At 73.4% G+C, this 24,728-nt stretch carries 27 protein-coding genes; 14 read left to right on the top strand and 13 right to left on the bottom strand.

Translation table 11 applies throughout. The annotated features are described in order from the left end of the window. Positions 1-56: 56 nt before the first annotated feature. The 10 genes from clsA (at position 57) to APR03_RS13970 (ending at position 7,324) form a co-directional block, all read left to right on the top strand. Positions 57-629, top strand: coding sequence for a cardiolipin synthase ClsA (gene clsA / locus APR03_RS14015; RefSeq protein WP_253836555.1), 573 nt, complete (start codon positions 57-59; stop codon positions 627-629). Further along, a complete protein-coding gene (locus APR03_RS14010; protein ID WP_308216499.1) occupies positions 626-1,540 on the top strand; it encodes a DUF881 domain-containing protein in 915 nt (304 codons plus the stop codon). Before clsA ends, APR03_RS14010 begins: the two co-directional genes overlap by 4 nt. Beyond that, positions 1,537-1,869 carry a small basic family protein gene (locus APR03_RS14005; RefSeq protein ID WP_253836553.1) on the top strand — a complete coding sequence of 111 codons (333 nt, stop codon included), beginning with the start codon at positions 1,537-1,539 and terminating at the stop codon, positions 1,867-1,869. The genes APR03_RS14010 and APR03_RS14005 overlap by 4 nt, the downstream gene beginning before the upstream one ends. A 2-nt stretch (positions 1,870-1,871) precedes the next feature. Beyond that, positions 1,872-2,639 carry a DUF881 domain-containing protein gene (locus APR03_RS25265; protein WP_253836551.1) on the top strand — a complete coding sequence of 256 codons (768 nt, stop codon included), beginning with the start codon at positions 1,872-1,874 and terminating at the stop codon, positions 2,637-2,639. A 173-nt stretch (positions 2,640-2,812) separates the two neighbouring features. Continuing rightward, a complete protein-coding gene (locus APR03_RS13995) occupies positions 2,813-3,286 on the top strand; it encodes an FHA domain-containing protein (RefSeq protein ID WP_253836550.1) in 474 nt (157 codons plus the stop codon). After that, positions 3,283-4,035 carry a transcriptional regulator FtsR gene (gene ftsR / locus APR03_RS13990; protein WP_253836549.1) on the top strand — a complete coding sequence of 251 codons (753 nt, stop codon included), beginning with the start codon at positions 3,283-3,285 and terminating at the stop codon, positions 4,033-4,035. The genes APR03_RS13995 and ftsR overlap by 4 nt, the downstream gene beginning before the upstream one ends. 155 nt (positions 4,036-4,190) lie before the next feature. Further along, positions 4,191-4,697, top strand: a complete 507-nt coding sequence (locus APR03_RS13985) for a bifunctional nuclease family protein (protein ID WP_253836855.1) — start codon at positions 4,191-4,193, stop codon at positions 4,695-4,697. 114 nt (positions 4,698-4,811) lie between these two features. Then, a complete protein-coding gene (locus APR03_RS13980) occupies positions 4,812-5,417 on the top strand; it encodes a MerR family transcriptional regulator (protein ID WP_253836548.1) in 606 nt (201 codons plus the stop codon). 56 nt (positions 5,418-5,473) lie between these two features. Continuing rightward, positions 5,474-6,148, top strand: coding sequence for an MBL fold metallo-hydrolase (locus tag APR03_RS13975; RefSeq protein WP_253836547.1), 675 nt, complete (start codon positions 5,474-5,476; stop codon positions 6,146-6,148). Positions 6,149-6,217: 69 nt separating this feature from the next. Continuing rightward, positions 6,218-7,324, top strand: coding sequence for a mechanosensitive ion channel family protein (locus APR03_RS13970; protein ID WP_253836546.1), 1,107 nt, complete (start codon positions 6,218-6,220; stop codon positions 7,322-7,324). Here the strand turns inward: APR03_RS13970 and APR03_RS13965 are convergent. The 5 genes from APR03_RS13965 to APR03_RS13945 form a co-directional block, all read right to left on the bottom strand. Next, a complete protein-coding gene (locus tag APR03_RS13965; RefSeq protein WP_253836545.1) occupies positions 7,299-8,591 on the bottom strand; it encodes a phospholipase D-like domain-containing protein in 1,293 nt (430 codons plus the stop codon). The two genes, APR03_RS13970 and APR03_RS13965, sit on opposite strands and share 26 nt — an antisense overlap. Positions 8,592-8,679: 88 nt before the next feature. Beyond that, entirely contained in the window at positions 8,680-9,222 is a 543-nt protein-coding gene (locus tag APR03_RS13960) for a hypothetical protein (RefSeq protein WP_253836544.1), read from the bottom strand. Then, a complete protein-coding gene (locus APR03_RS13955; protein ID WP_253836542.1) occupies positions 9,212-9,775 on the bottom strand; it encodes a pyruvoyl-dependent arginine decarboxylase in 564 nt (187 codons plus the stop codon). The genes APR03_RS13960 and APR03_RS13955 overlap by 11 nt, the downstream gene beginning before the upstream one ends. Beyond that, a complete protein-coding gene (locus APR03_RS13950; RefSeq protein WP_253836541.1) occupies positions 9,772-12,756 on the bottom strand; it encodes a response regulator in 2,985 nt (994 codons plus the stop codon). Before APR03_RS13950 ends, APR03_RS13955 begins: the two co-directional genes overlap by 4 nt. A gap of 37 nt (positions 12,757-12,793) precedes the next feature. Then, the gene (locus tag APR03_RS13945; protein WP_253836540.1) at positions 12,794-13,234 is read right to left on the bottom strand and encodes a response regulator; all 441 of its coding nucleotides are present in this window, start codon (positions 13,232-13,234) and stop codon (positions 12,794-12,796) included. 167 nt (positions 13,235-13,401) lie between these two features. Between APR03_RS13945 and APR03_RS13940 the strand changes: the two genes are divergently transcribed. Beyond that, positions 13,402-14,490 carry a PIG-L family deacetylase gene (locus APR03_RS13940; protein ID WP_253836539.1) on the top strand — a complete coding sequence of 363 codons (1,089 nt, stop codon included), beginning with the start codon at positions 13,402-13,404 and terminating at the stop codon, positions 14,488-14,490. Then, on the top strand, positions 14,487-15,173 hold the full coding sequence (locus tag APR03_RS13935; protein WP_253836538.1) for a sensor histidine kinase: 687 nt from the start codon (positions 14,487-14,489) through the stop codon (positions 15,171-15,173). The genes APR03_RS13940 and APR03_RS13935 overlap by 4 nt, the downstream gene beginning before the upstream one ends. On the opposite strand, the gene APR03_RS13930 is transcribed toward APR03_RS13935, so the two are convergent. The 4 genes from APR03_RS13930 to APR03_RS13915 all read right to left on the bottom strand — a co-directional run bounded on the left by APR03_RS13930 (position 15,130) and on the right by APR03_RS13915 (position 19,711). Beyond that, positions 15,130-16,344: a hypothetical protein gene (locus APR03_RS13930; protein WP_253836537.1), complete on the bottom strand. Its 1,215-nt coding sequence runs from the start codon at positions 16,342-16,344 to the stop codon at positions 15,130-15,132. The genes APR03_RS13935 and APR03_RS13930 overlap by 44 nt on opposite strands. After that, complete coding sequence (locus APR03_RS13925) at positions 16,341-17,633, bottom strand: glycosyltransferase family 2 protein (RefSeq protein ID WP_253836536.1); 1,293 nt, start codon at positions 17,631-17,633, stop codon at positions 16,341-16,343. Before APR03_RS13925 ends, APR03_RS13930 begins: the two co-directional genes overlap by 4 nt. Beyond that, on the bottom strand, positions 17,630-18,574 hold the full coding sequence (locus APR03_RS13920) for an ATP-grasp domain-containing protein (RefSeq protein WP_253836535.1): 945 nt from the start codon (positions 18,572-18,574) through the stop codon (positions 17,630-17,632). The genes APR03_RS13925 and APR03_RS13920 overlap by 4 nt, the downstream gene beginning before the upstream one ends. 105 nt (positions 18,575-18,679) lie before the next feature. Beyond that, positions 18,680-19,711 carry a tyrosine-type recombinase/integrase gene (locus APR03_RS13915; protein ID WP_253836533.1) on the bottom strand — a complete coding sequence of 344 codons (1,032 nt, stop codon included), beginning with the start codon at positions 19,709-19,711 and terminating at the stop codon, positions 18,680-18,682. Between the two features lie 113 nt (positions 19,712-19,824). Between APR03_RS13915 and APR03_RS13910 the strand changes: the two genes are divergently transcribed. Further along, on the top strand, positions 19,825-20,889 hold the full coding sequence (locus APR03_RS13910) for an alcohol dehydrogenase catalytic domain-containing protein (RefSeq protein ID WP_253836531.1): 1,065 nt from the start codon (positions 19,825-19,827) through the stop codon (positions 20,887-20,889). 124 nt (positions 20,890-21,013) lie between these two features. On the opposite strand, the gene APR03_RS13905 is transcribed toward APR03_RS13910, so the two are convergent. From APR03_RS13905 to APR03_RS13890, 4 genes are all read right to left on the bottom strand, one after another. Further along, positions 21,014-21,649: a TOPRIM nucleotidyl transferase/hydrolase domain-containing protein gene (locus APR03_RS13905; protein ID WP_253836529.1), complete on the bottom strand. Its 636-nt coding sequence runs from the start codon at positions 21,647-21,649 to the stop codon at positions 21,014-21,016. A gap of 560 nt (positions 21,650-22,209) precedes the next feature. Continuing rightward, complete coding sequence (locus APR03_RS13900; RefSeq protein WP_253836527.1) at positions 22,210-22,575, bottom strand: nuclear transport factor 2 family protein; 366 nt, start codon at positions 22,573-22,575, stop codon at positions 22,210-22,212. 1 nt (position 22,576) lies between these two features. Beyond that, on the bottom strand, positions 22,577-22,984 hold the full coding sequence (locus APR03_RS13895; protein WP_253836525.1) for an MmcQ/YjbR family DNA-binding protein: 408 nt from the start codon (positions 22,982-22,984) through the stop codon (positions 22,577-22,579). 56 nt (positions 22,985-23,040) lie between these two features. Further along, positions 23,041-23,700 carry a helix-turn-helix domain-containing protein gene (locus tag APR03_RS13890; protein WP_253836524.1) on the bottom strand — a complete coding sequence of 220 codons (660 nt, stop codon included), beginning with the start codon at positions 23,698-23,700 and terminating at the stop codon, positions 23,041-23,043. Positions 23,701-23,796: 96 nt separating this feature from the next. Here APR03_RS13890 and APR03_RS13885 point away from each other — a divergent pair, with 96 nt between their 5' ends. Beyond that, the gene (locus APR03_RS13885) at positions 23,797-24,723 is read left to right on the top strand and encodes an oxidoreductase (protein WP_253836523.1); all 927 of its coding nucleotides are present in this window, start codon (positions 23,797-23,799) and stop codon (positions 24,721-24,723) included. Positions 24,724-24,728 lie beyond the last annotated feature (5 nt).

Genomic DNA, 24,728 nt, shown 5'->3' with positions numbered 1-24,728 from the left:
GGGCTGCACCGTAGGATGGCGGCCGAGACGAACCGGCGTGAGCAAGGGCGGTGTGCGTGTCCACTGGGGCGGAGATGAGCTCCCGGGTGCTGACCGTGCCCAACGTGATCAGCCTGGTGCGGCTGGCGCTCGTGCCGGTCTTCGCTTGGCTGATCGTGGTGGGCGCGGACGGCTGGGCGTTGCTGGTGCTCGCGGTGTCGGGGGTGTCGGACTGGCTCGACGGTGTGCTGGCCCGACGGCTGAACCAGGTGACGCGGCTGGGGCAGATGCTGGACCCGCTGGCGGACCGGTTGTTCATCTTCGTGACGTTGATCGGCCTGGCGTGGCGCGAGGTGGTGCCGCTGTGGCTGGTGGTGGCGATCGTGGCGCGGGACGTGCTGCTGGCGCTGACGGTGCCGGTGCTGGCCCGGCTGGGGTACGGGACGCTGAACGTGAGCATGGTGGGCAAGGTGGCGACGTTCGCCCTGCTGTACGCGTTCCCGTTGCTGCTGCTGGCGGAGGTGCCGGGCTGGCTGGGGGCCGTGGCGCACGTGGTGGGCTGGGCGTTCACCTGGTGGGGTGTGGGCCTGTACTGGCTGGCGGGTCTGCAGTACGTGGCGCAGGTGCGCCGGCTGGTGGCGGGGTCGTGACGGCTCCCGGTGGGCCGGTGCGGTCCGTGGGACGGCGTCCGGACGAGTCGATGACGCTCCTGCGGGAGGTCACCGAGGCCCCCTTGGACCCGGGGTACGCGCTCATGGCGGAGCGTCGCGCGCGGGCGGCCGCGGCGGCCGACGGCACGACGGGCGTGGCCCCGGCACGACGGCGTCTGCCGGGGGTGCTGACGATGCTGCTGGTCGCGGCGGTCCTCGGGGCGGCGACGACGGTGGCGGTCCTGGACCTGCGAGCGCCGCAGCCGGAGGTGTCGCGGGGTCGTGCGCTGCTGATCGAGCAGATCAGGGAGCGTGGCGGGCAGGTGGAGGCGTTGTCGGGTCGTGCGGCGGCCCTGAGCGCGGAGGTGGACGGGTTGCAGGGCGCGGGGGTGCTGCCGTCGGCGCTGCTGGAGATCAGTGCGCTGGACCGGTGGGTGAACGGTGCGGTCGCGGTGCGGGGTCCGGGTCTGGTGGTGCGGCTGACGGACGGGTCGGGTGGTGGGCTGGTGGAGCCGGGGGACGCGCCGGCGGAGTCGCGGGTGCGGGACGCGGACGTGCAGTTCGTGGTGAACGAGCTGTGGGCGGCGGGCGCGGAGGCCGTGGCGGTGAACGACCAGCGGCTGACGTCGCTGTCGGCGATCCGGAACGCGGGGGACGCGATCCTGGTGGACCTGCAGCCGTTGAACGGTCCGACGTACACGATCGAGGCGGTCGGTGACCCGGAGGACATGCAGGTGGAGTTCGCGCGGTCGGCGGGGCTGGGTTTCCTGCAGCTGTTGAGCGCGGAGTACGACATCAAGAACGAGGTGACCACGAGCGAGGAGATGTTCCTGCCGGGTGCGGGCTCTCCGACGCTGCGGTACGCGCACGTGCCCCGGCCGGGTGCGGGACCCGAGGAGGAGGACGGATGATCGCGATCGTCGGGCTGGTGATCGGGGTGGTCGCGGGGCTGGTGCTGCAGCCGACGGTGCCGCTGGTGCTGCAGCCGTACCTGCCCATCGCGGTGGTGGCGGCGCTGGACGCGTTGTTCGGCGGGTTCCGGGCGATGCTGGACGGCCTGTTCGACGACAAGGTGTTCCTGGTGTCGTTCCTGTCGAACGTGGTGGTGGCGGCGTTCATCGTGTTCCTGGGGGACCAGCTCGGTGTGGGCGGGCAGCTGTCGACGGCGGTCGTGGTGGTGCTGGGTATCCGCATCTTCTCGAACGCGGCCTCGATCCGCCGGCACATCTTCAAGGCGTGAGCGTGGACGACGAGACACCCGAGACACCCGAGACGCCCGAGGCGCCGGAGCGGCAGGTGTCGGGGTGGCGGCGCCTGGCGCGGCTGCTGCGCCCCCGGGGCACGCGCTCGGAGCTGCTGACGGGGCTGCTGTGCCTGCTGCTGGGGTTCGCGCTGGCGGTGCAGGTGGGGCAGTCGACCGGTGACCAGCTCAGCGGGCTGCGGCAGGACGAGCTGGTGCGGCTCCTGGACGAGGTGACGCAGCGGGCCGACCAGCTCGACGCGGAGGTCTCGGACCTGGAGGAGATCCGGGACGACCTGCGCTCGGCCGACGGCCGGGACCAGGCGGCGCGGGACCTGGCGCGGCAGCGCGCCGAGCAGGAGGGGATCCTGTCGGGCCGCCTGCCCGCGCAGGGTCCGGGCGTGCAGATCCATGTGGCCGACGGCGCCAGGCCGCTGGAGGCGCAGGTGCTGTTCAACCTGCTGGAGGAGCTGCGCAACGCGGGTGCGGAGGCGATCGAGATGAACGGGGTGCGGCTGGTGACCACGAGCTACTTCGTGGACTCGGGCGGCGGTGTCGTGCTCGACGGCGCCGCGGTCGCCTCCCCGTACGAGTGGACGGTGATCGGCGACCCGCAGACCATCGACCGCGCCCTGGAGATCCCCGGCGGTGCGCTGCCCCGCGTCCGGGACGAGGGCGGGGAGGCCGTCACCACGGTGTCCGACCAGGTCACGGTGGATGCGGTCCGGATTCCGGGCGAGCCGGAGCACGCCGAGCCCGAGGACGGGTGAGCCGGCATGCGCAACCGCTCTGACGTGGGTAGTTTTATCCGGGTTGGTTCCCCGGCCCCGGTTCCCGCTCCGAACCTGATCAAGGTAGGTTGAGTGGAACCCGGCAGGCGCCCCAGGCGTTGACCGGACAGCAGTACCCGCAAGCATCCCACCCCCGCACCCGAGGAGACCTGATGACGGACCCCAGCGCCCATCCGGTCGGGCCCGATACTACGGCCAACCTGGGTCGCATCGCGTTCCCGACCTCCGACGAGCAGGCGCCCCGCACGGCGCTCAGCCCGGAAGAAGCCGCAGCCGTCGCCGCCCTGCCGCGGCACTCCGCCCTGCTGATCGTGCAGCGCGGCCCGGGGTTCGGCGCCCGCTTCCTCCTGGACACCGGCCGTGCGGTCGCGGGGCGCAGCGAGCAGGCCGACATCTTCCTGGACGATGTCACCGTGTCCCGCAAGCACGCCGAGTTCGTGCGTGAGGGCGACTCGTTCGTCGTACGCGACATCGGCTCCCTGAACGGCACCTACGTCAACCGCGGGCGCATCGACGCCGCGACGCTCGTCACGGGCGACGAGGTGCAGATCGGCAAGTTCCGGCTCACGTTCCACGCCAGCCCCCAGGCACCGGCGCAGTGGGCCGCGGGGACGCCCGCCCCGTGACCGCGGGCGCCGCACGCGCCGGCCGCGACCCCGAGCGGGGTCGCGGCGCCGACGACGCCGCCACGCCCTGGCCCCGGGGCATCTCCCGGCAGGCCACGATGCGCATCAGCGACGTCCTGCGCGCCCTGGGCCAGGAGTTCGCGAACGTGTCGCACTCCAAGCTCCGCTTCCTGGAGGAGCAGGGCCTGATCGAACCCGTGCGCACCCCCTCGGGCTACCGGCAGTACAGCCAGGCCGACGTCGAGCGGCTGCGCTTCGTGCTGACCGAGCAGCGCGACAGCTACATGCCGCTGAAGGCCATCAAGGAACGCCTGGCCGCGATGGACGCCGACCCCGACTCGGCGGAGCACCCCGCACCACGCCTGGCCACCACCGGCGCCCCCGCACGCCGCCGGTGGACCGCGCGGTCGGTCGCCGAGGCCGCGGGCGTCACCGAGGAGTTCGTCGACGACCTCGCCCGCGCCGGGCTCCTGCCCGCCACGGGCGGCACCTTCGGGTCCGCGGCCGTCGACGTCGCCCGCATCGCCGGCGCCCTGTCCCAGTACGGCATCGAACCACGGCACCTGCGCTCCTTCCGCACCGCCGCCGACCGGCAGGTCACCCTCGTCGACCAGGTCGTCGCCCCCCTGCGCAGCCAGCAGGCCTCCGCCGCCCGCGGCCGCGCCGCCAGCATGGCCGGCGAGATGGGCGAGCTGTTCACCCGCCTGCACGCCGCGTGGATCCGGCAGGGCATCGACGACCTCGCCTGAGCGCCCCACCCGACCCCTGGCCGCCGGGATTCACCCGCGCCCGCCCAGGATCTCGCCGCGCGCGGACCACGACGTGACCAAAAACTTGTCCCGAGCGCGCGACGAGCGACCGCCCGACGCCGTACGGTGAAAGAGTGAGGCCGGACGACGTACCGATGGTCCCCGTCGAGATCCTCGGAGTCAGACAGCAGCAGCGCGATCAGGAGATCGTGGTGCTGCTGCTGGACAGCGCCGCCGACCTGGCCGTCCCCATCGTCATCGGCGCCCGCGAGGCCAGCGCCATCGCCATGGCCCAGGCCGGCCTGGCCACCCCCCGCCCCATGACGCACGACCTGCTGCGGGACGTCCTCGGCGCCGTCGGCGTCACCCTCGAACGTGTCGAGATCGTCGCCCTGGAGGGCGGCATCTACTTCGCCGAGCTCGTGCTGAGCAACGGCGTGCACCTCGACTCGCGCGCCTCGGACGCCATCGCGCTGGCCGTCCGCACCGGCAGCCCCGTCCTGTGCTCCGCCGAGATCGTCGCCCTGGCCGGCGTCGAGATCGTCGACGTCGACCAGCAGGCCGAGGTCGAACGCTTCCGCGACTTCCTCGACCACGTCACCCCCGAGGACTTCCTCGGACCCCCGGGCGGAGGGAGCCCCGGCGGCGGACGCAACGGCTGACGCCAGACCCGCCTCAGCCGGGCATCTCGCGACACGCCGGGACGTTTCACGGCGCGCATCTTTGAAATCACCTTCGACGCGCCATAGCGTGGCCACGACACCCCAGGAGGCACAGTGAACACCAGCGGTGAGAGAGCCACACGCGCTACGGTCCCGCACGGCGCGCAGGGTCTCCTCTTCGGTGAGGACCTGACGGAGCAGGACGCCACGACCGGCTACCGAGGCACCACGGCATGCCACATCGCCGGGATCACCTACCGTCAGCTCGACTACTGGGCCCGCACCGGCCTGGTGGAGCCCAGCATCAAGCCCGCCACCGGTTCCGGCACGCACCGGCTCTACAGCTTCCGCGACATCCTCGTGCTCAAGGTCGTCAAGCGGCTCCTGGACACCGGCGTGTCCCTGCAGCAGATCCGCACCGCCGTCACCGCCCTGCGCGAACGCGGCGTGGAGGACCTCGCCCAGATCACCCTCATGTCCGACGGCGCCAGCGTCTACGAGTGCACCTCGCCCGACGAGGTCGTCGACCTCGTCGCCGGCGGACAGGGCGTGTTCGGCATCGCCGTCGGCAGGGTCTGGCGCGAGATCGAGGGCACCCTGTCCCAGATGCCCACCGAGACCATCGACCAGGGCGACCAGGACCCGCAGGACGGCGAGCACGTCCCCGCCGTCGCGGGCGACGAGCTCGCCCGACGCCGCGCCGCCCGCTCCGCCGTCTGACCCGCCACCCACCCACCCAGGCCGGCACGCGCGGCTCGCAGGCGTAGCCTGCGAGCATGCAGCTCACCTTCCACGGTCACGCCTGCGTCGGCATCACCCTGCCCGACGGCGCACGCCTGACCCTCGACCCCGGATCCCTCAGCGACGACACCGCCCTCACCGACGCGACCGCCGTGCTCGTCACGCACGACCACATCGACCACCTGGACCCCGCCCCCGTCGTCGAGCACCTGCGCACCCGCACCGACGCGCGCCTGTGGGCGCCGCCGAGCGCCGTCGAGGCGCTGGTCGCCGCCGGTGCGCCCGCCGAACGGGTGCAGGCGGTGTCCCCGGGGGACGTGCTGGAGATCGGCGAGGCGCGGGTCCGGGTCGGCGGGGGCGTGCACGCGCAGATCCACCCCGACACGCCGCCGCTGCCCGTGAACGTGACCTACCTGACAGAGGTGGGCGGGCAGAGCCTGTACCACCCGGGCGACTCGTTCGAGGAGCCGGGACAGGTGTCGGGCGGGCGGCTGGACGTGCTGCTGCTGCCCGTGTCGGGCCCGTGGATGAAGCTGCGCGAGGCGATCGACATGGCGCGGGCGGTGCCCGCGGGCACCGTGGTGCCGATCCACGACGGTCTGCTGTCCCCGACGGGCCTCGGGCTGGTGGGCCGGTGGCTGGACACCGCCCGCCTGGGCGGGGACTACACGTACGCACGGCTGGCGCCCGGGCAGTCGCTGACGGTGTGACACCACCCCACCACCCTGCCCGGTTCGGGGTTTTTGCACGGACCGGGCAGGGTGGGCGAGGGTGGTCACGTGGCTGACGAGGAGATCGAGCAGGCGACCAACCTCGCCGTGACGCTGGGCTGGGCGGTCCTGGCCGGCAGCGTCGCGTTCGTGGCGGTCGTGGTGCTGTCCAGGGTGGTGCGGGCGGTAGGCCGCCGGCACGCGACGTTGCGGGTGGCGGCCCTACGGTTGCGCAGGCCCGCCCACGCCACGTTCGTGGTGCTGGCGATGTGGATCGCGGTGTGGTCGACCGCCAACCGGCGCGACCCGTGGTTCCCCGTGCTGGAGCACGTCGTGGTCGTGTCGCTGATCCTGAGCTCGGCGTGGATGGTCGGCACGGTCGCCGTCGTGGCCGAGGACCGGGCGCTGCGGCGGGTGACCGACCGGCTGAACGGGCTGAACGCGCGGCGGCTGCGGACGCAGATCGTGGTGGTGCGGCGGCTCACCGTCGGCCTGGTCTCGGTGCTCGCGGGCGCCGCGGTGCTGTTCACGTTCCCGGAGGCGCGGGCCGCGAGCGCCAGCCTGCTGGCGTCGGCGGGTGTGCTGTCGGTGGTGGCGGCGCTGGCGGCGCAGTCGTCGCTGGGGAACGTGTTCGCGGGGTTGCAGATCGCGTTCGGTGACGCGTTGCGGGTGGGTGACGTGGTGGTCGTCGAGGGGGAGTGGGGGCGGGTCGAGGACATCACGTTGGCGTACGTGGTGGTGGGGATCTGGGACGAGCGCAAGCTGATCCTGCCGTGCACGTACTTCACGACGACGCCGTACGAGAACTGGACGCGGCGGTCGTCGGACGTGCTGGGCACGGTGGAGGTCGACGTGGACTTCCGGGTGCCGGTGGGGGCGATGCGGGCGGAGCTGGAGCGTCTGGTGCGGGCGTCGCGGTTGTGGGACGGGCGGACGGTGGGTCTGCAGGTGACGGCGGCGGTGTCGGGGGTGGTGCGGGCGCGGGCGCTGGTCAGTGCGGCGGACAGCTCGGCGTTGTGGGACCTGCGGTGCCTGGTGCGCGAGGGTCTGGTGACGTGGTTGCAGCGGGAGGCGCCGGACGCGTTGCCGCGGACCCGGTGGGAGGGGGCGCCCGCTCCGGTGACGGCAGCTCAGGTCGCGGCAGATCAGGTCACAGCAGGGGGCGCAGCGGGATGAGCAGGTACTCGCCGATCTTGGCGAGCGCCCCGCGGGCCTCCCACTGGGCCAGGGTGAGCTCGGTGGCGTTGGACAGGTCCATCGCGAACACGTCCTCCATGCGGCCTGCCAGGCCCGGGTCGACGATCTCGAGGTTGACCTCGTAGTTGCCGGTCAGGCTCAGCCGGTCGATGTTCGCGGTGCCGATGGTGGTCCAGCGGCGGTCGATCGTGGCGGTCTTGGCGTGCACCATCGCGCCCTGGTACAGGAAGATGCGCACCCCGCCGCGCAGCAGCGACGCGTAGTGGCCGCGGGCCAGCCAGTCCGCCACGACGTGGTTGGAGCGGTGCGGTACCAGCACGCGGACGTCGACGCCGCGCGCGGCGGCGGCCAGCAGCGCGGCGTGGATGTCGTGGTCCGGGATGAAGTAGGCCTGCGTGATGTAGACGTGGCTGGTGGCCCGGTCGATCGCGTCCAGGTAGATGCCGCGGATGGGGAAGACCAGCTCGGAGGGTGCGTTGCGGGCTGCCTTCAGGTGCGGCATCCACGTGTTGGAGCCGATGTCGGTCAGCACGGGGTGGCGGGGCTTGCGGTGCCGGTTCCAGAAGTCGACGAACGCGTTGCGCAGCTCCCACACCGAGGGGCCCTCCAGGCGCACGTGCGTGTCGCGCCACCGCGTCGCGTACAGGGAGCCGATGTTGTAGCCGCCGACGAAGCCGATCTCGTCGTCGACCACGAGGATCTTGCGGTGGTCGCGCCCCGAGGTGCGGACGTTGAGGTAGGCCATACCGCGGCGCAGCACGGGGAAGCGCAGCACGTGCACGCTCGGCGGGAAGCGGAAGAACGAGTACGGCACCACGAGGTTGGCGAACCCGTCCACGATCACGTACACGTCGACGCCGCGGGCCGCCGCGTCGATCACCGCCTGCTTGAACTCGCGGCCGGTCTCGTCGTCCTTCCAGATGTACGACTCGAGCATGACCGACCGGCGGGCGCCGCGGATGGCCTCCAGCATGGCGTCGTACAGGTCGGCGCCGTAGGTGTAGACGGTCGTGGTGGTCTCGTCGATGTGCTCGGTGAGCGGCTTCTCCGTGGGGAACTTCGTCGTGAGCGGGTGCACGCGCCGGCGCACCAGGTCGGTCACGGTCAGCGCGACGGCCGCCGTGACCGGCACGGCGGCGGCGACCACGGCGGCGCGGGTCGCGAAGGTGCGCACCTGGCGGACGAATCCCGGGGGCAGGTCGAGCGTGAGCCGGGGAAGGTTACGAGGGATGTTGCGGGAGGCCACGCCCTCACGGTACCTGCTCCCACCTCGGCGGACCCGGAAATACGGGCCACCACGGCGCTCGGTGGCGCCCGGTGGCGCCCGGTGGCGCTCAGTGGAACGTGGTGGCGTAGTACGACTGCCGGTCCACCGTCTCCACCGTGACGTCGCGGGTGCGCTCGAGGTGGCGGCGCAGGTTGTCGGCGAACCGCAGGGAGTCGTCGTTGAACCGGGACACGTCGTAGGCGCACACCACCCGGTGGCGGGCCAGGTGCTCCACGAGGGCGTCGATCATGTCCATGAAGGTGCGCGTGGAGCGCCGCCCGGGGTGCGCCAGCGTGAAGCCGATGTACCACACGGCACCGCGCGCGGCGTGCTCCGGGTAGCGGGCGGCGAAGAACTCCGGGCTCACCCACGGCACCGCGGCCAGGTCGGTGGCGAGGGTCGTCAGCCCGACGGGCGTGCCCTGCTCGTCGCGTGCCAGCAGCTTGGTCACGCGCGGGTCGGCCAGCTCGTCGTCGAACTCCTCGCGGTGCAGCACGTGCCGGGCCGCCGCGCGCGTGCGCAACGGTTCGAACGCCTCCCGGTACAGGTCCCAGAACAGCTCGGCGACCGCACCGGTCACCACGGTCTCGAACGCGACGTCAGCGGCCACGAGACGCCCCGCCCTGCTCCCCGGCTGCTCGGTCCCGGCTCTGTTCCCAGCCCTGTTCCCAGCCGCGTTCCCAGCCCATCCGGCGGAACGTCGCCACGACCACGGCGCAGACCGGCAGGGTGACGCACGTGATGCCGGTGACCTGGCGGCCCTCCGGGCGGTACCGGTCGCCGCGCGTGGCCGACAGGTCCTGCAGGCTGTGGGTCAGGTCGGCGTTGACCTGCTCGTGCGAGGGGCCCTCGTGCTCCACGAACAGGCCCGCGCCGCTGCCGTCCTCGTGCCGCGACCACGCCACCCCGGCCCAGGCCTCGTGCCCGGGCAGGGAGGTGTGGGCCCGCGCGTACACGCAGAGCAGCACGTCCCCGTGGCCGCCGCGCAGCTGGTCGGTCCCCTCGACGGTCAGCACCTGGCTGCCGGGCGGGACGATGGAGCTCAGCCGCACCAGGTTGAAGTCGCTGACGCCGGCGGAGGCCAGCGCGGCGTCGAACGCGGCCAGGGGTGTGCGTCCGGTGCCGGTGCCGGTGCTCACACGGATGGTCAGGGGCTGCGTCATCGGTTCCTCGTCCTCGGTCGGGGGTCGGGTGGGTGCCGGTCCGGCTCCGGCGGGTCGGCGGGCCCGTGCGGCGCGGCCCGGTCCTCGGTGTCCCCGATGTCTTCGGAGTCCTCGGTGCCGCGCCCGGTCGCGGCGTCCAGCAGGTCGAGCACGCTGCGCAGCACGGCGTCGGGTGCCGCGCGGCCCTTGGTCAGGAACACGGTGCTGCCCAGGCGCAGGTCGTCCCGTTCCCCGGTGCTGACCTCGGTGCCCGTGTAGACGACCAGCGGCACCCGGCGCAGGCGGCCGTCGCGCCGCAGGTCGGCCACCAGGTCGCGGCCGTCGCCGTCGGGCAGCGTCAGGTCGAGCACCACGACGTCCGGGTCGGCGCCGTGCGCCAGGGCGGCCCGCGCGTCGCGCACGGTGCTCACGGTCGTGACGACCAGACCCGCGTTGCGCAGCACCGTGGCCACGACCGTGCGCAGGTCCTGGTGGTCCTCCACGACCAGGACGCGGCCGTGGTGCGGCTGGCGGCGGATGACGTCCCGCACCGTCTCGGCGATGCGGTCCGGGTCCACGGGCTTGACCAGCCAGTCGTCCGCGAGCGCCGCGGTCTCGAGGGCGTCGTGGGGGCGGGTGGCGGACAGGATGACGACGGGGACGTCGGCGGTGGCGGCGGACTGGCGCAGGTCGCTGAGGACCTCGGTGCCGGTGGTGCCGGGCATGGCGAGGTCGAGGACGACGGCGGCGGGCGGGTGGTGCCGGACGGTGGTGAGGGCGGCCTGGCCGTCGGTGTGGCCGACGACGTCGTAGCCGCGTTGCTCGAGGACGCTGCGCAGCACGTCGACGACGTAGGGGTCGTCGTCGACGACGATGACCTGGTCGGCCCGGCCGGGGCGGCCGGCGGTGTCGTGGGGTGGGGTCGTGGGTTCGGGGTGGGTCGCGGCGCGGTGGAGGGTGAAGCGGAAGCTGGAGCCGGTGCCCTCGCCGTCGCTGACAGCCCAGAGGCGGCCGCCGTGGCCCTCGACGATGCTGCGGGCGATGGTGAGGCCGAGTCCGGAGCCGCCGCGTTCGCGGGTGTCGGAGGCGTCGACCTGTTCGAAGCGGCGGAAGATGGTCTCGAGCTTGTCGGGCGGGATGCCGCGGCCCTGGTCGTCGACGCGGATCTCGACGAGGTCGCCGACGGGGGTGGCGGTGACGTGGACGGTGCTGCCGGCGGGGGAGAAGCGGACGGCGTTGCCCAGGAGGTTGGTCAGGGTCTGGACGATGCGTTCGGCGTCGGCGCGGACGGTCTCGGGGCAACGGGCGGCGTGGAGGGTGATGCCGGCGTCGTCGGCGAGCACGGAGACCTGGTCGACGGCGGCGGTGACGAGGGTGTCCAGGGGGTGGTCGGTGAGGTGGAGCTGGGTGGTGCCGGCTTCGAGGCGTTCGGTGTCGAGGATGTCGTCGACGAGGCGGCTGAGGCGTTCGCTGCTGGTCAGGGCGATGTGGATCATGCGGGTGCTCTGCTCGGGGGAGTCGGCGAGGGCGTCGCTGTCCAGGAGGGTGAGGGCGCCGCGGATGGCGGTCAGCGGGGTGCGCAGCTCGTGGCTGACGACGGAGACGAACTCGTCCTTGATGCGTTCGACCTCGCGGCGTTCGGTGACGTCGCGGAAGACGACGACGGCGCCGCGGATGGTGTCGTCGTCGCGCAGGGGGCTGGCGGTGACCTCGACGGGGACCTCTTTGCCGTCGGGGCGCACGTAGAGGTCCTGCTCGGCGGTGACGGTGATGCCGTCGCGGAGGGCTTCGGTGATGTAGCAGCCTTCGGGGGGCAGGGGGGTGCCGTCGGGTCCGGGGGCGTGGAAGGTGGCGTGGGCGTCGTGCCCGACGAGGTCGGTGGCGGTGACGCCGAGGGTGTAGGCGGCCGCGGCGTTGACGAAGGTGACGCGGCCGGTGGTGTCGACGCCGTAGATGCCGTCGGCGACGGACTCGAGGGTGCGTTCGCGTTCGCTGGCCAGGGAGCGCAGCTGGGCGGTGCGGTCCTGGACGCGGCGTTCGAGGCCGTGGCGGAGGGACTCGTTGTCGACGACGACGAGGATCTGCCGGGTGACGACGGCGACCAGGACGGCGACCCAGAGGGTGTTGGCGATCCAGGGCAGGGTCTGGTCGCTGGCCTGGACGACACGGACCAGGGCGGCGGCGAAGAACAGCAGGAAGGTGACGACGGTGCCGAGCACGGGGGTGCCGGGGCCGGGGCGGTCGACGACGGGGCTGCCGGAGGCGGCGGGGTGGCGTGCGGCGACGGCGATGGCGACGTAGCCGCCGGCCCAGCCGGCGTCGACGGGGCTGCCGAAGGTGAAGTCGCCCTGGGCGGACAGCAGGGCGAACGCGACGTCGGCGACGGCGTAGAGCACGAACCCGCTGCCGGCCAGCACGAGGGGGACGCGTTCGGCGGTGCCGGAGCGCGTCATGAGCTGGACGGCGAGGGTGGCCAGGAGGGCGTCGACGACGGGCAGCGTGTAGGCGGTGAGGGTGGGTTGTCCCTGGGGGGTGCCGGCCTGCTGCGCGAGGGCGAACAGCGCGATGTACAGCACGGAGCCGCCGACGACGGTGCTGTCGAGCAGCATGCGGACCAGCTCGCGGCCGCGGGGGCGCACGGCGGGGAACAGGGACAGTCCGACGACGCCGAGCAGGAGGGCGGCGATGTAGGCGACGTCGCCGGTCTCGGGGTTGCCGGCCAGGGTGGCCCAGACGTTGCCGGCCAGGCCGACGAGCCCGCCGAGGGCGAGGGCTCCCCAGGCGCGGCGGCGCCGGCCGGTGGACCGGGCGGCGCGGTGCCAGCAGCTGAAGGCGGCGACGATGCCCGCCGCGGCGATGGCCGTGGTGGCGACCTGTTCGCGCACGGCCTGGGTCAGGGGGCTGGACAGGACGACGACGAGCAGGAGCAGCGCGGTGCCGGAGATCCAGCACCACAGTGTGAAACTGCTGCGTGACTGCGCAGCGTCGCGCCGCGGCCCCATGAGGCCGAGCGTAGGTCACAGGTGCGGGACCCGCAGGTCAGCCGTCCTGGGGCGGGCTCGACGGCGGGTCCGGCGGCCAGCCGAGCAGGGTCGCGATCTGGGCGGGCAGGGTGAGCGGGTCGAACGGCTTGGCGAGCACGCCGGCGGCGCCGAGGTCCTCGTACTGGCGTCGTTCGGCGGGTTGCACCTTCGCGGTCAGGAAGATGACGGGCACGTCGCGGGTGCGGGCGTCGTCCTGCAGGCGGGCGTAGGTGGTGGGGCCGTCCATGGTGGGCATCATCACGTCCAGCAGGACGGCGTCGGGCGGGTCGGCGGCGCACAGCCGCAGGGCCTCGGCGCCGTGGGTGGCGAGCTGGACCCGCCACCCGGCGATGACCTCCAGGCCGGTGCGCACGACGTCGCGGATCGCGTCGTCGTCGTCGACCACCAGGATCCGCCGGGTCATGGGCGTGCCGGTCCGGTCGCTGTCCGGTCGCATGTCGTGCGCACGTGTCGTTCGCCTCCTCGGGGTCTTCCATCGTCCACCTCCCGGCCGGTGCGCGCCCGCCGTGTGCGCACCGGCGGTTTCCTGCTTACCGTCGGAGGTGCAGGCCGGGTAGGGCACGACCAAGGGGGGCGGGTTGCTCCCTGCGTGGAGGAGGACGCATGACCGACGACGGGGCCGGCGGGTCGTCCCACTCCTGGTCCGCGCTGGTGGTGGAGGACGACCCGGACGCGGGCGAGTTCACGCGCACGGTCCTGGCCCAGCACGCGGGGGTCGACGTCGTCCTGGCCACGGACGCGGACAGCGCCCTGGCGGCCCTGCAGAACGCGAAGTTCGACCTCGTGGTCATCGACGTGGAGCTGCCCGGCCGGTCGGGCCTGCAGATCCTGCCCGAGGTGCACCGCCTGGCCGTGGGCGTGCCCGTCATCATCCTGACCGCGCACAACCGGGTGGACTACGCCGTGGGCGCCCTGCGCGGCGACGTCGACGACTTCCTGGTCAAGCCCGTCGACGTCGACCTGCTGGTCGAGCGGGCCACCACGCTCCTGCGCCGCGGCCGCGACCGCCGGGCCGCGGCGCGCAGCCGGACGGTGCTGGCGGTCGGTGCCCACCCGGACGACGTCGAGATCGGCGTGGGCGGGACGCTTGCGGCGCACGCCGCCAGCGGGGACCGGCTGGTGATCCTGACGATGTCGGGCGGCGCGGTGGGTGGTGACGCGGTGGCGCGGCAGCGGGAGTCGCAGGAGGCGGCGCAGATCGTGGGGGCGCAGCTGATCCACCTGGGGTTCCAGGACACGCACCTGGACCCGGCGTCGGGGCCGATCACCGCGGTGGAGGAGGTGATCCGGGAGTACCGGCCGGACCAGGTGTACACGCACAGCAACAACGACCGGCACCAGGACCACCGGGCGGTGCACCAGGCGGTGCAGGTCGCGTCGCGGGCGGTCGCGGACCTGGCGTGCTTCCAGAGCCCGTCGGCGACGATCGCCTACCAGCCGAACCGGTTCGTGGACATCGACGAGCACCTGGAGACGAAGCTGCGGATGCTGCGCGCTTTCGTGTCGCAGGCGCACCGGGACTACATGGACGAGGACATCGTGCGGGCCACGGCACGGTACTGGTCGCGGTTCACGCAGGGGCGGTACGCGGAGCCGCTGGAGACGGTGCGGTCCACGATGCGGCTGACGCCTGTCCCCCCGGCGGTGGCCCGCGGGCACGCGGGCCACGCCGTCGAGGAGAGGCACGCGTGAGCGGCGGCGACGATCTCGGTGTGGTCGGTCACGAGCTGCGCTCGCCGCTGAGCGCCGTCATCGGGTACGCGCAGCTGCTGCGGGTAAGCGACCTGAGCGAGGAGCAGCGGCGGCACGTGGAGGTGATCGAGCGCAACGGGCGGCGGATGCTGCGCCTGGTGGAGGAGCTGCTGGTCAGTGCGCGGCTGGCCGCCGGCACGTTCGAGCCGGACCGTGCCGACACCGACCTGGCGGCGCTGGCGAGCGGCTGCGTGACCGACCTGACCCCGGCGGCCCGCACCGCCGGGGTGGCGCTGGTGCCCCTGATACCCGACCAGGTGCGGCTGTCCGGGGACCCGGAGGTGCTGGCGCTCGCGATCGACAGCCTCCTGGGTGCCGCGGTGCGCCGCACACCGCGCGGGGGCACCGTGACGTTGCGGGTCGAGCCGCCGGCGGACGGTGTGCGCGACGGCTCCGACCACCGGTGGGTCGTGGTCGAGGTGACCGACACAGGCCCGCCCGTGCCGGCCGGCCAGCTCGGCGGTACGGGACCGGTCCGCGGGGTGGCGCTCGGCCTGCCGGTCGTGGCGGCCACCGTGGCCGCGCACGGCGGCAGCGTGGCCGTGGACCACCCGCCCGGTGCGGGCACCCGGGTCACGATCACCCTGCCGGTCCAGAGCCCGACGGAGAGCCCGACGGAGTGACCGAGGACGGGCTCGTCGGCGGCAGCCGCGTCCACACCCGCTCCAGGGCGGCCCAGTGCTCCGGGCTCATGAGCGTGAACGGCGTGACGTTGACCGCCGTGATCCCGTGGGTGCTCGCGGCGCGCACGCCGTCGGCCATCAGCTCGGGCGAGATCGCTCCGGACGGCGCCCCGTGGTCCCACACCCCCACCGACACCATGAACCGGTCCATCGGCACGTCGGTGGCCGCCCGGGCCAGCGCCGCGGTCACCTGCTCGAGCTCCTGCGGGGAGTGGTCCCCGATGCCGAGATACCCCCACAGCACCACACGGTCCGCCGACCGGGCCAGCAGCGGGTAGCTCAGGCCCGCGGCCGGCACCCCCGCCGCCGGGTCCGCCCAGTTGATCAGCGCGTCCATCCCCAGCGCGGTGCGCTTGCCGGTCTCCTCGGCCACGTCGTCCAGCACCGCGGACGTCCGGTCCAGGAAGTCGGCCAGCACCTGCGAGCGCCACTGCCCGATCTCGGGGGCGTCGTGGTCGATGCTGCCGTCGGCCTCCCGCGGCCAGTCCGTGGCACCGGTCATCCGCCGGTACAGGGCCGCGTCGTCGTCGCCGAAGGTCTCGTCGTCGAACTTGAGCTCGGTGAACGTGATCTGGTCGGGCTCGTACCGGCGGGCGAGCTCCTCGACGAGCTCCACGTACCGGTCGCCCACGGGCCCGTCGTGGATCGCGGTGGCCGACGGCGCGTACCTCGACCGGGAACCGTCCTCCCCGACACCACCGACCGACGGGTCCTCCTCGATCCACCGGGGCACGAGCGCGTCGATCAGCAGGTCCACCCGCCGCAGCTCACCGTCCGGGCCCTGGGCGAGCTGGTCGATCGCGTCGGCCAGGTGGTCGCCGCCGGACTCGGCCACCGCGTCCGGGTGCGCCTGCCAGTCGAACGCGACGAACTCGACCCGCCCGGCCGCGAGGCTGACCATGTTGACGTGCGCGGCGTCGAGGCGCTCGCGGACCGCGTCCCAGTCCTGCTCGGTGTCGATCACGTCCTCGATGCCGAGACTCACCGACTGCACGTGGTCGGCGCGCACCACGGGGCGGTCCACGGTGGGTGGTACGGGGTCGCCGGTGCAGCCGGACAGGGCTGCCAGCACGGACAGGGTGGCTGCCGTGCGGCGCGTGGGGCGGCTCACGGTCGCCGCCGGGTGGGCGGTGCGGCGGTGGTATCCACGGAGATGGTGCCGGTGCGGTCGAGCTTGTTCCAGCGGTTGTCGGCGCGGCGCAGCTCGAGCCAGATCGCGCGGAGCATGACCAGGCTCATCATCGCGGAGTAGAACGGCCACAGCGGCAGGGTCCACACGTGCCGCAGGTCGCCCGGTGACCGGTCCAGCAGCACGGCGACCAGCAGCAGCACCACCGACAGGGCCAGGCCGGTGAACAGGACCACCTCCCAGAGGGTGCCGGGCAGGGTGGCGGTGTCGCCGAGGGCCGCCAGGACGGCCAGCACCACGAACGCGGCGACCTGGACCACGGGCAGGAGCACCTGGGTGGCCACGGTCAGGGCCAGGTAGGGGCCGAAGATGCCGTAGCGAGGGTTGCCCACCATGTCCCGGTGGTGGCCCACGGTCTGCAGCAGTCCGCGCGCCCACCGCACCCGCTGCTTCCACAGGCCGCGCAGGGTGGAGGGCGACTCGGCGTGCACCAGGGCGCGGGGCGCGAACGCGACCCGGTACCCGGCGCGGTAGACCCGCCACGTGAGCTCCAGGTCCTCACCCACGGTGTCCTCACGCAGGGGACCGGTGCGCTCCAGCACGTCACGCCGGAACGCGCCCGTGTTCCCCGAGACGATGGGCAGGCAGCGCAGCACGTCCAGGGCGCGACGCACCAGCCCCGTACCGACGTGGCTGACCAGCGCCAGGTAACGCGTCTGGACCCGGTCGAGGTTCACGGTCCGGTCGTCGCCGCACACCGCGCCCACGCGGGGGTCGCCGAAGGCCCGCACCATCTCGCGCAGCGTGTCCGGGCGGAACACGCCGTCGGCGTCGACCAGCACGAGGAGCTCGCCGCGCGCGTGCCGCACGCCCCGGTTCAGGGCGGCCCCCTTGCCCGCGTTGGGCTGTGTCAGGGCTCGTACCCGGGGCAGCTCGTCCGCGAGCGCCCGCAGCTGGGCGTAGGTGTCGTCGGTGGAGCCGTCGTCGACGCAGACGATCTCGAAGTCGGGGTAGTCGCTGCGGGCGATGGACCGCACGCACGCGTCGAGCACGACGCCCTCGTTGTAGGCGGGCACGATCACGGAGATCGACGGCGGCGCGGCCGGCGGCGGGTCGAAGATCGTGCCGGCGTGCGGCGGGGTCCCGGCCGGGAGGCGCCGGTGGCGGGCCTCGAACCACAGGGCGCACGGCACGATCAGCAACCGTCCGACGCCGACCAGCAGGATGGTCACGCCGAACACGACCGTCACCGCGGTCAGGACGTCGTTCATGTGCGGTCCAGCACCGCGGCGAGCAGCTCGGGCGCGCGGGCGCTGTTCGCACCGAACCGCCCGTTGACCTCGAGCACCACGGGCGCGCCGGTGGCGTCGCGGCGCACGTCCAGGTCGGTGGGCCCCGTCAGCCCGAGCGCGGCGACAGCGGCCCGTGCCACCTCCTCGACGTCGGGCAGCGTGCCCTCCCGCGGGCGGACGACGGCCGCCGCGTTGCCGACCCGCCCCTGCTTCAGCACCGTCTTCTCCAGCACCACGGCGAGGGCCCCGCCCGAGCGCCTGCGGTACACCTGCGGGCAGTACTCCGTACCCGGAGCGAACGTCTGTACGATCCACGACGCGTCCAGGTCCGTCCACGCGTCCGGCCCGGGCAGGTCGTCCGCCGACTCCACCAGCCGCACCCCGCGACCGCCACGCGACACCCGCGGCTTGACCACCACAGGCCCCCGCGCCCACGCCAGCGCCTCGGCGACACCGGCGAAGTCCGTCGGCAGCGCGAACCGGGGGACCGGGACCCCCGCCCCCTCCAGCGCCAGCATCGTCAGCAGCTTGTCCGCCGCGAGCGCCGCAGGCCCCGGGTCCGCCGTCAGCACCCCGCCCACGGCCTCCGGGAACACCCGCCCGCGCGCGCCCCCGTCCAGCGCCTGCGCCAGGACCGCGACCTGCGCCAGCTCGTCCTGCACCGTCGGGATCACCAGGTCCGGGCCATACCTCACCACCAGGTCCCGCATCCCGGTCGCGTACTCCCACGCATCAGCTCGCGGTGCGCGGTCCGTCACCGGGTAGGACGCATCCACCACCGGCACGATGTCCACCCCCACCCACTCCACCCGACCCTCACCGGCGCTCGCGGCCGCCCGGGCGGCGAGCTGCGCGCCCAGAGCCCGGCCCGCGGGGCCACCGGCGCCCGTCACCAGGACGGTGGTCGTCGGCCCCGTCATCGATCGGTCCCCATCGGCCGCCTCCTCGTTCGGGTACACCGAGTCTCGCAACCCCGGGGTGGGGATGCACTCGGAACCCGCTGCACCACCGCCGCTGCTCCGCCGTTACTCCATGGCCGCCCCCAGCGGGTGGGACCGGATCGCGGCCGCCAGCTCACCCTCGATCCGGTCCAGGTAGACCCCCGTGGTCGCGATCGACGCGTGACCCAGCAGCTCCGCCACGACCTTCACGTCCCACCCGTCGGCGACCAGCAGCGTCGCCGTCGTGTGCCGCAGCGCGTGCGGCGTCGCCTCCCGCTGGTACGGCGCGGGCATCCGCGCCACCGCACGCGCCAGCAGCGCCCGGATCGCCTGCGTGTCGATCCGCCGGCCCCGCCACGACAGCAGCAGCGCCCGCTGCGCGTCCTCGTCCTGCGGTCGCCGGGCCGCCAACGTGGGACGCAGCACCGCCAGGTAGTCGTCCAGCGCCCGCGACAACGGCGGCGACAACGTCACCGTCCGCGTACTGCCACCCTTGCCCCGGATACGCCACGACGCATGCCCCGGCTCCCGCGTCACGTCCGCCACGTCCGCCCGCGCCAGCTCCGACACCCGCGGACCCAGCACCAGCAGCAGAGCCACCACCAACCGGTCCCGCGCCGCCAGGTCCTGGTCCGTGCGCGCCGGAGCCTGCGCCGGGGCAGTGGCCAGCAGGCTCCGCGCCGCACCCGCCGACAACGCCGTCCGCGCCGTCCGCAACGAACCCCGCACCTTCGCCGGCGGAGCCGCCCACTGCATCGGGTCCGCCTGCACCCAGCACTCCCGCGCCGCATACCCGAAGAACCGCGTGACCGACTGCCGGAACCGGTTCACCGTCGCCGTGCTGCGCCCCGGACCAGCCTTGCGCCCCGGATCCGCGTACCGCGCGTCCGGCGCCGACTGGTACCGCACCAGCACACTGTCCACGTCCGCACCCGTCACGTCGTCCAGCACCCGGTCACGACCCGCCAACCGCCCGAACTCCGCCACGTCACGCGAATAGCTGCGCGCCGTGGCAGGAGACAGGACACCACGGATCGTCTCGACCTCGACCGCCGCCAGATAACGACGGACGGCTTCTGCGACAGTGATGCGCTCAAGGCGCGGGGGAGCGACCATGACCGTCACCCTAGGCGCCGCCACTGACACTCCCGATATGCCGGAATGCACCCCTGACCTGCGACGAGACCACCCCCGCCACCCACCCGCCCGCACCGTGGTTGAATCCGCACGTGCGCGCCATCCAGTTCGACCAGTTCCACGGACCCGTCCACGTCCGCGACGTCCCCGACCCCACCGCACCCGACGACGGCGTCGTCGTCCAGGTCCACGCCACCGGCCTGTGCCTCAGCGACTGGCACGCCTGGTCCGGCCACGACACCGACATCACCACCCTGCCCCACGTCCCCGGACACGAGCTCGCCGGCACCATCACCCAGGTCGGCCCCGACGTCACCCGCTGGCACGTCGGCGACCGCGTCACCGTCCCCTTCGTCAGCGGCTGCGGCACCTGCCACTGGTGCCGCACCGGCCAGGCCCAGGTCTGCCCCCACCAGACCCAGCCCGGCTTCACCCACTGGGGCTCCTACGCCGAGCTCGTCGCCCTGCACGCCGCCGACGCCAACCTCGTCGCCGTCCCCGACGACCTCACCCTCCAGACCGCCGCCAGCCTCGGCTGCCGCTTCGCCACCGCCTACCGCGCCCTCGCCGGACGCGCCCAGGTCACCGCAGGGGAGTGGGTCGTCGTCCTCGGCGCCGGCGGCGTCGGACTCAGCACCGTCATGATCGCCGTCGCCCGCGGCGCCCACGTCATCGCCGTCGACCGCAACCCCACCGCCCTCCAGGCCGCCCACCACGCCGGCGCCGAGCACACCCTCCTCACCGACCCCACGGCGCTCGCGGCCGGGCTCGACGTCCCCGCCGCCGTGCACGAGCTGACCGGCGGCGGCGCGCACGTCGCGGTCGACGCCGTCGGCAACGAGCAGGCGTGCGCCGACGCGATCCTCAGCCTGCGCCGACGCGGCCGGCACGTGCAGGTGGGCCTGTTCCCGCCCGTGGACGGCGGCCCGCGGGTGCCGATGGGGCGCGTCATCGCCTGGGAGCTCGACCTGCTCGGCAGCCACGGCATGGCCGCCGCCGACTACCCGGAGATGCTCGACCTGGTCGCTTCCGGGGCGCTGCGCCCCCAGGACCTGCTGGACCGCGTGGTCGGCCTGGCCGAGGCCGCGCGGCTGCTGCCCACCATGGACACCGCACCGCGGGCCGGCATGGTCGTCCTGGACCCCCGCCGCCCCTGACCCCCCGCCCCTGACCGGCGCCGGACCTGACATCCGCGGCCCTGGGCGTCAGGTCCGGCGGCTGAACCGCGCGCGACCCTCGTCGATCGGCTTCGAGACCGAAGCTGCTTCGCTTTGAAGGCGCTCAGAGCGAAGTAGCCTCGGTCTCGAAGGGGAGCGGCGGCGGTGGTTCGTCGCGCAGCGCCCAGCGCAGGACGCCGTCGAGCGGCTCCGGGACGCGGCCCTGCGGGATCGCCTCCGTGAAGAGCCTGGCGTACCGCTCCTTGCGCCCGCTGCCGCTGCCCAGGAACCGGTGCAGCACCTGCGGCACGGTCCAGCCCTGCTGGGCGGGCTGGCGCCGCAGCCGCTCGAAGCTGCGCAACGCACCCTGCGCCGCGATGACCTCCAGGCAGCCGTCGACGCCGAGCGCACGCACGAGCTCGTCCTCCAGATCACGCTCGCACCCGAAGAACCCGAGCGCCGACAGGGGAGTGGTATCGCCGGGAACACGCCTGCCCGCCCGCTCCAGGGCCTTGAGCACGACGCGTTCCTCCGCGGAGTCGTACAGGCCGCCGACCCGGACCGGGACCGGGTGCGCCGCCAGGGCGGTGAGGTGGTGGCCCACGTTGGTCACGCCACCCATCGGCACGACCTGCACGGCGTGCGCACCCAGGGGGAGGGCCCACCGGGACGCGAGGGCCTCGATCGCGGCACGATCGCTCTCGCCCTCCACGAGGAGCACCGTGCGGGCGGTCAGGTCGAAGACGCCGGAGAGGTTCATCGTCCTCGGAGCGTAGGACGCCGGGGCGGTCGTGGGCGCCCGAATTACCCGCTGGTAGCGTGGTGCTCTTCGCTGAGCGTTGCAGAGGGTTGTGTTGCGCTATACACAATGCTTTAGAGCAGCAGGGTGGGCGTCGGTCTGGGGGGTGGGATCGGTCGGTTGCACTCGCACCACACCTGACTTCGGTCGGTTGCACCCATGCCACACCTGACTTCGGTCGGTTGCGCCGAGATCGGTCCATCGAGCGACCGATCTCGGCGCAACCGACCGAAGTCGCCAGGCAGCCCGTTGCGAAGGACCGAATCCAGGAACCGACGCCAGGAACCGACGCCAGGAACCCAGGCCACGGATCCAGGCCAGGGACCCAGGCCAGATGGCGAGTTGTGTGCCCGTCGACCATGTGCGTCACAGGGCGACCGCAGAGGCGCTCGACGCGCAAGCTTGTCCAAGGACACGCAGGCGCGCCCAGAGGGGACCGTCTGAGCTGCCTCCCAGCGCCGTTCCTCGCGCCGAAATGACATAATGTGCATTATCGGATCGCCAGAACGCACGCCCAGAGCTCAGCCTCCTGGCGCGATCGGCCACTCCTCGAACGACGTGCAGCGGCCGTCGGCGTCGAGCTCCAGGATCCAGAGGTCTCGCCACCGGTCACCGGACGGCTCGTACCGGACGTCGACGCGCACCACCGCCGTCCCGCCGTCCACCGCGACGACGTGTGCGCCCAGCGTGAACTGCTCGTCCGGCCCGTCGCGCTCGGCCTCCCAGAGCTCCGCGAGCGCCGGCAGGCCGACGACGGGTTCGGCCCACGGTGAGGTGCGGTAGGTGGCGTCGTCGGTGAAGATCTCGCCGAGGGCGTCGGTGCCCGGTGTGCGCCAGAGGCGTTCGTAGTCGCTTACCCAGGCCTCGGCGGTGGCGTGGTCGGTCATGTCACGAGGCTAGCGAGCCGTCCGGCGGTGTGCCGGGCGGTGGTCCGGGCCGGTCGACCTGTGCGGCCAGGCCGCGCGGTGCCTGGACGCAGTACGAGTCGGTGAGCAGCTCGGCGAGCTCGTCCCAGTCGGTGTGCTCGTCGAGCACGAGGCCGACGACGTCGGTGCCCCAGTCGGCCTTGAAGTACGGGCCGCCGAGGTGGGCGAACGCCTCGACCTCGCCGGGTTCGGCGCGGAACGTGACGCGGACCTTGCCGTCCTCTCCCCCGAACAGGTGTGCGACGGTGGCGTGCCGTACCTGCCAGGCGACGCCGGTCCAGGCGTCGCGTTCGGTGCACTCGGGCAGGCGGTCGAGGACGGCGGCGATCCGCTGGACGGTGTCGGTGGGGACGGGTGCGCGCTGGCTCACGGCAGGAGTCTCGCACCCGCCACCGACACTCCCCCGGTACCCGGACCAGCCTGCCGTCAGACCAGGCCGAGCTCCCGGGCCCGGGCGCCCGCCTGGAACCGGGATCCGGCACCGAGCGCCTCCATCAGCTCCGCGACCCTGCGGCGGTAGGTGCGCACGCCGAGCCCGAGCATGCGGGCGGCGGTCTCGTCCTTGACGCCCTGGCCGAGCAGGTCCAGCACCTGGGGTGCGATGCGGCGGATGTCAGCGATGCGGGCGTCGTAGACGGCCAGGTCGGTGGCGGAGCGCCATGCGGCCTCGAACAGGGAGATGACGCCCTGGACGGTCTCGGGCTGGGTGATCACGCTGTAGCTGCGCTGCCCGGCGGTGAGGTCTCCGGCGAGGATGACCAGCCGGCGGTCGAGGATGATCGTCTCGTTGATCTCCGCGGTGGAGATGCGGATCTGCGCGCCGTGCCGGTCGTGGTCGCGTGCCAGCCCGCGGGACGCGAGCGGGTCGAGCAGCAGGGCGGAGCGGTAGACCTTGCGGATCGTCGCGTCCCCGGGCCGGCGCCGGCGAATCACGCGGGCGAGCTCGTCCGAGGTCTGTGCGGCGGCCCAGGTGGCGAGGTCGTTGGCGGTGCAGGCGACGTCGGTGGCCGTCGCGAACAGGTGGGTCGTGCGCTCCATGAGCTCCTGCTCCCCGCGCACGATGGTGACGGCCTGGCCGGTCTGCATGACCACGATCCTGCCTCCCACCACTCCCCCGCGCCAAGGTCGGCAACAACCTGCCATCGTGCGGGGGCGAGCGGGGTGCGGCGTGAGGCTGGAGGCATGACGACAGCAGCAAGCACCTGGCAGCTCGGCGACCGGACAGTCCAGCGCGTCGGACTCGGCGCGATGCGGCTCATGGGCATGCCCTGGGACCCGCCGCGTCCGCGGGAGGACGCGATCGCCGTCCTGCGCCGCGCGGTCGAGCTCGGTGTGAACCACATCGACACCGCGGCGTTCTACTTCACCGCGACACGGTCGGCCAACGAGCTGATCAGCACGGCCCTGCAGCCCTACGGGGACGACCTGGTGATCACCACGAAGGTCGGCCCGGCCCGGTCCCGGGACGGCGGGTTCGAGCCGATGGCGCGGCCCGAGGACCTGCGCGGCCAGGTCGAGGAGAACCTGCGGCAGCTCGGCCGCGACCACCTCGACGTCGTGAACCTGCGCTGGGGCACCGCGCACGAGCAGGACCGGGGGTCGGTGGCCGAGCACCTCGGCGCCCTGGCGGAGCTGCGTGACGCCGGCCTGATCCGGCACCTGGGCGTCTCCAACGTGCTGCCGGAGCAGCTCACCGAGGCGCTGACCGTGGCGCCCGTGGTGTGCGTGCAGAACCAGTACGGTCTGACCAACCGGTCCGCCGACGCGCTGCTCGCGCTGTGCCGCGAGCACGGCATCGCGTTCGTGCCGTTCTTCGCGGTGGCGGGTGCGGCACCGACCCCGCCCGGGTCGACCCGGACCGGCCAGACCACGGAGGAGACCACCGAGCAGGCTCCGGCCGGTGAGGCGGAGCTGACCGCGGTGGCCGAGGCGCACGGCGTCACGCCCGCGCAGGTGCGCCTGGCCTGGACGCTGCACCGGGGCCCGCACGTGCTGGCGATCCCCGGCACGGGCAGCGTGGCGCACCTGGAGCAGAACGTCGCCGCCGGGGACCTCCGGCTCACGCCCGACGAGGTCGCCCTGCTCGACGGCGTCGCGCCCGCCTCCTGATACCG

It is taken from the genome of Promicromonospora thailandica, assembly GCF_024171955.1.
Lineage (GTDB): Bacteria > Actinomycetota > Actinomycetes > Actinomycetales > Cellulomonadaceae > Promicromonospora > Promicromonospora thailandica.
This window is presented reverse-complemented; position numbering and strand designations above follow the sequence as displayed.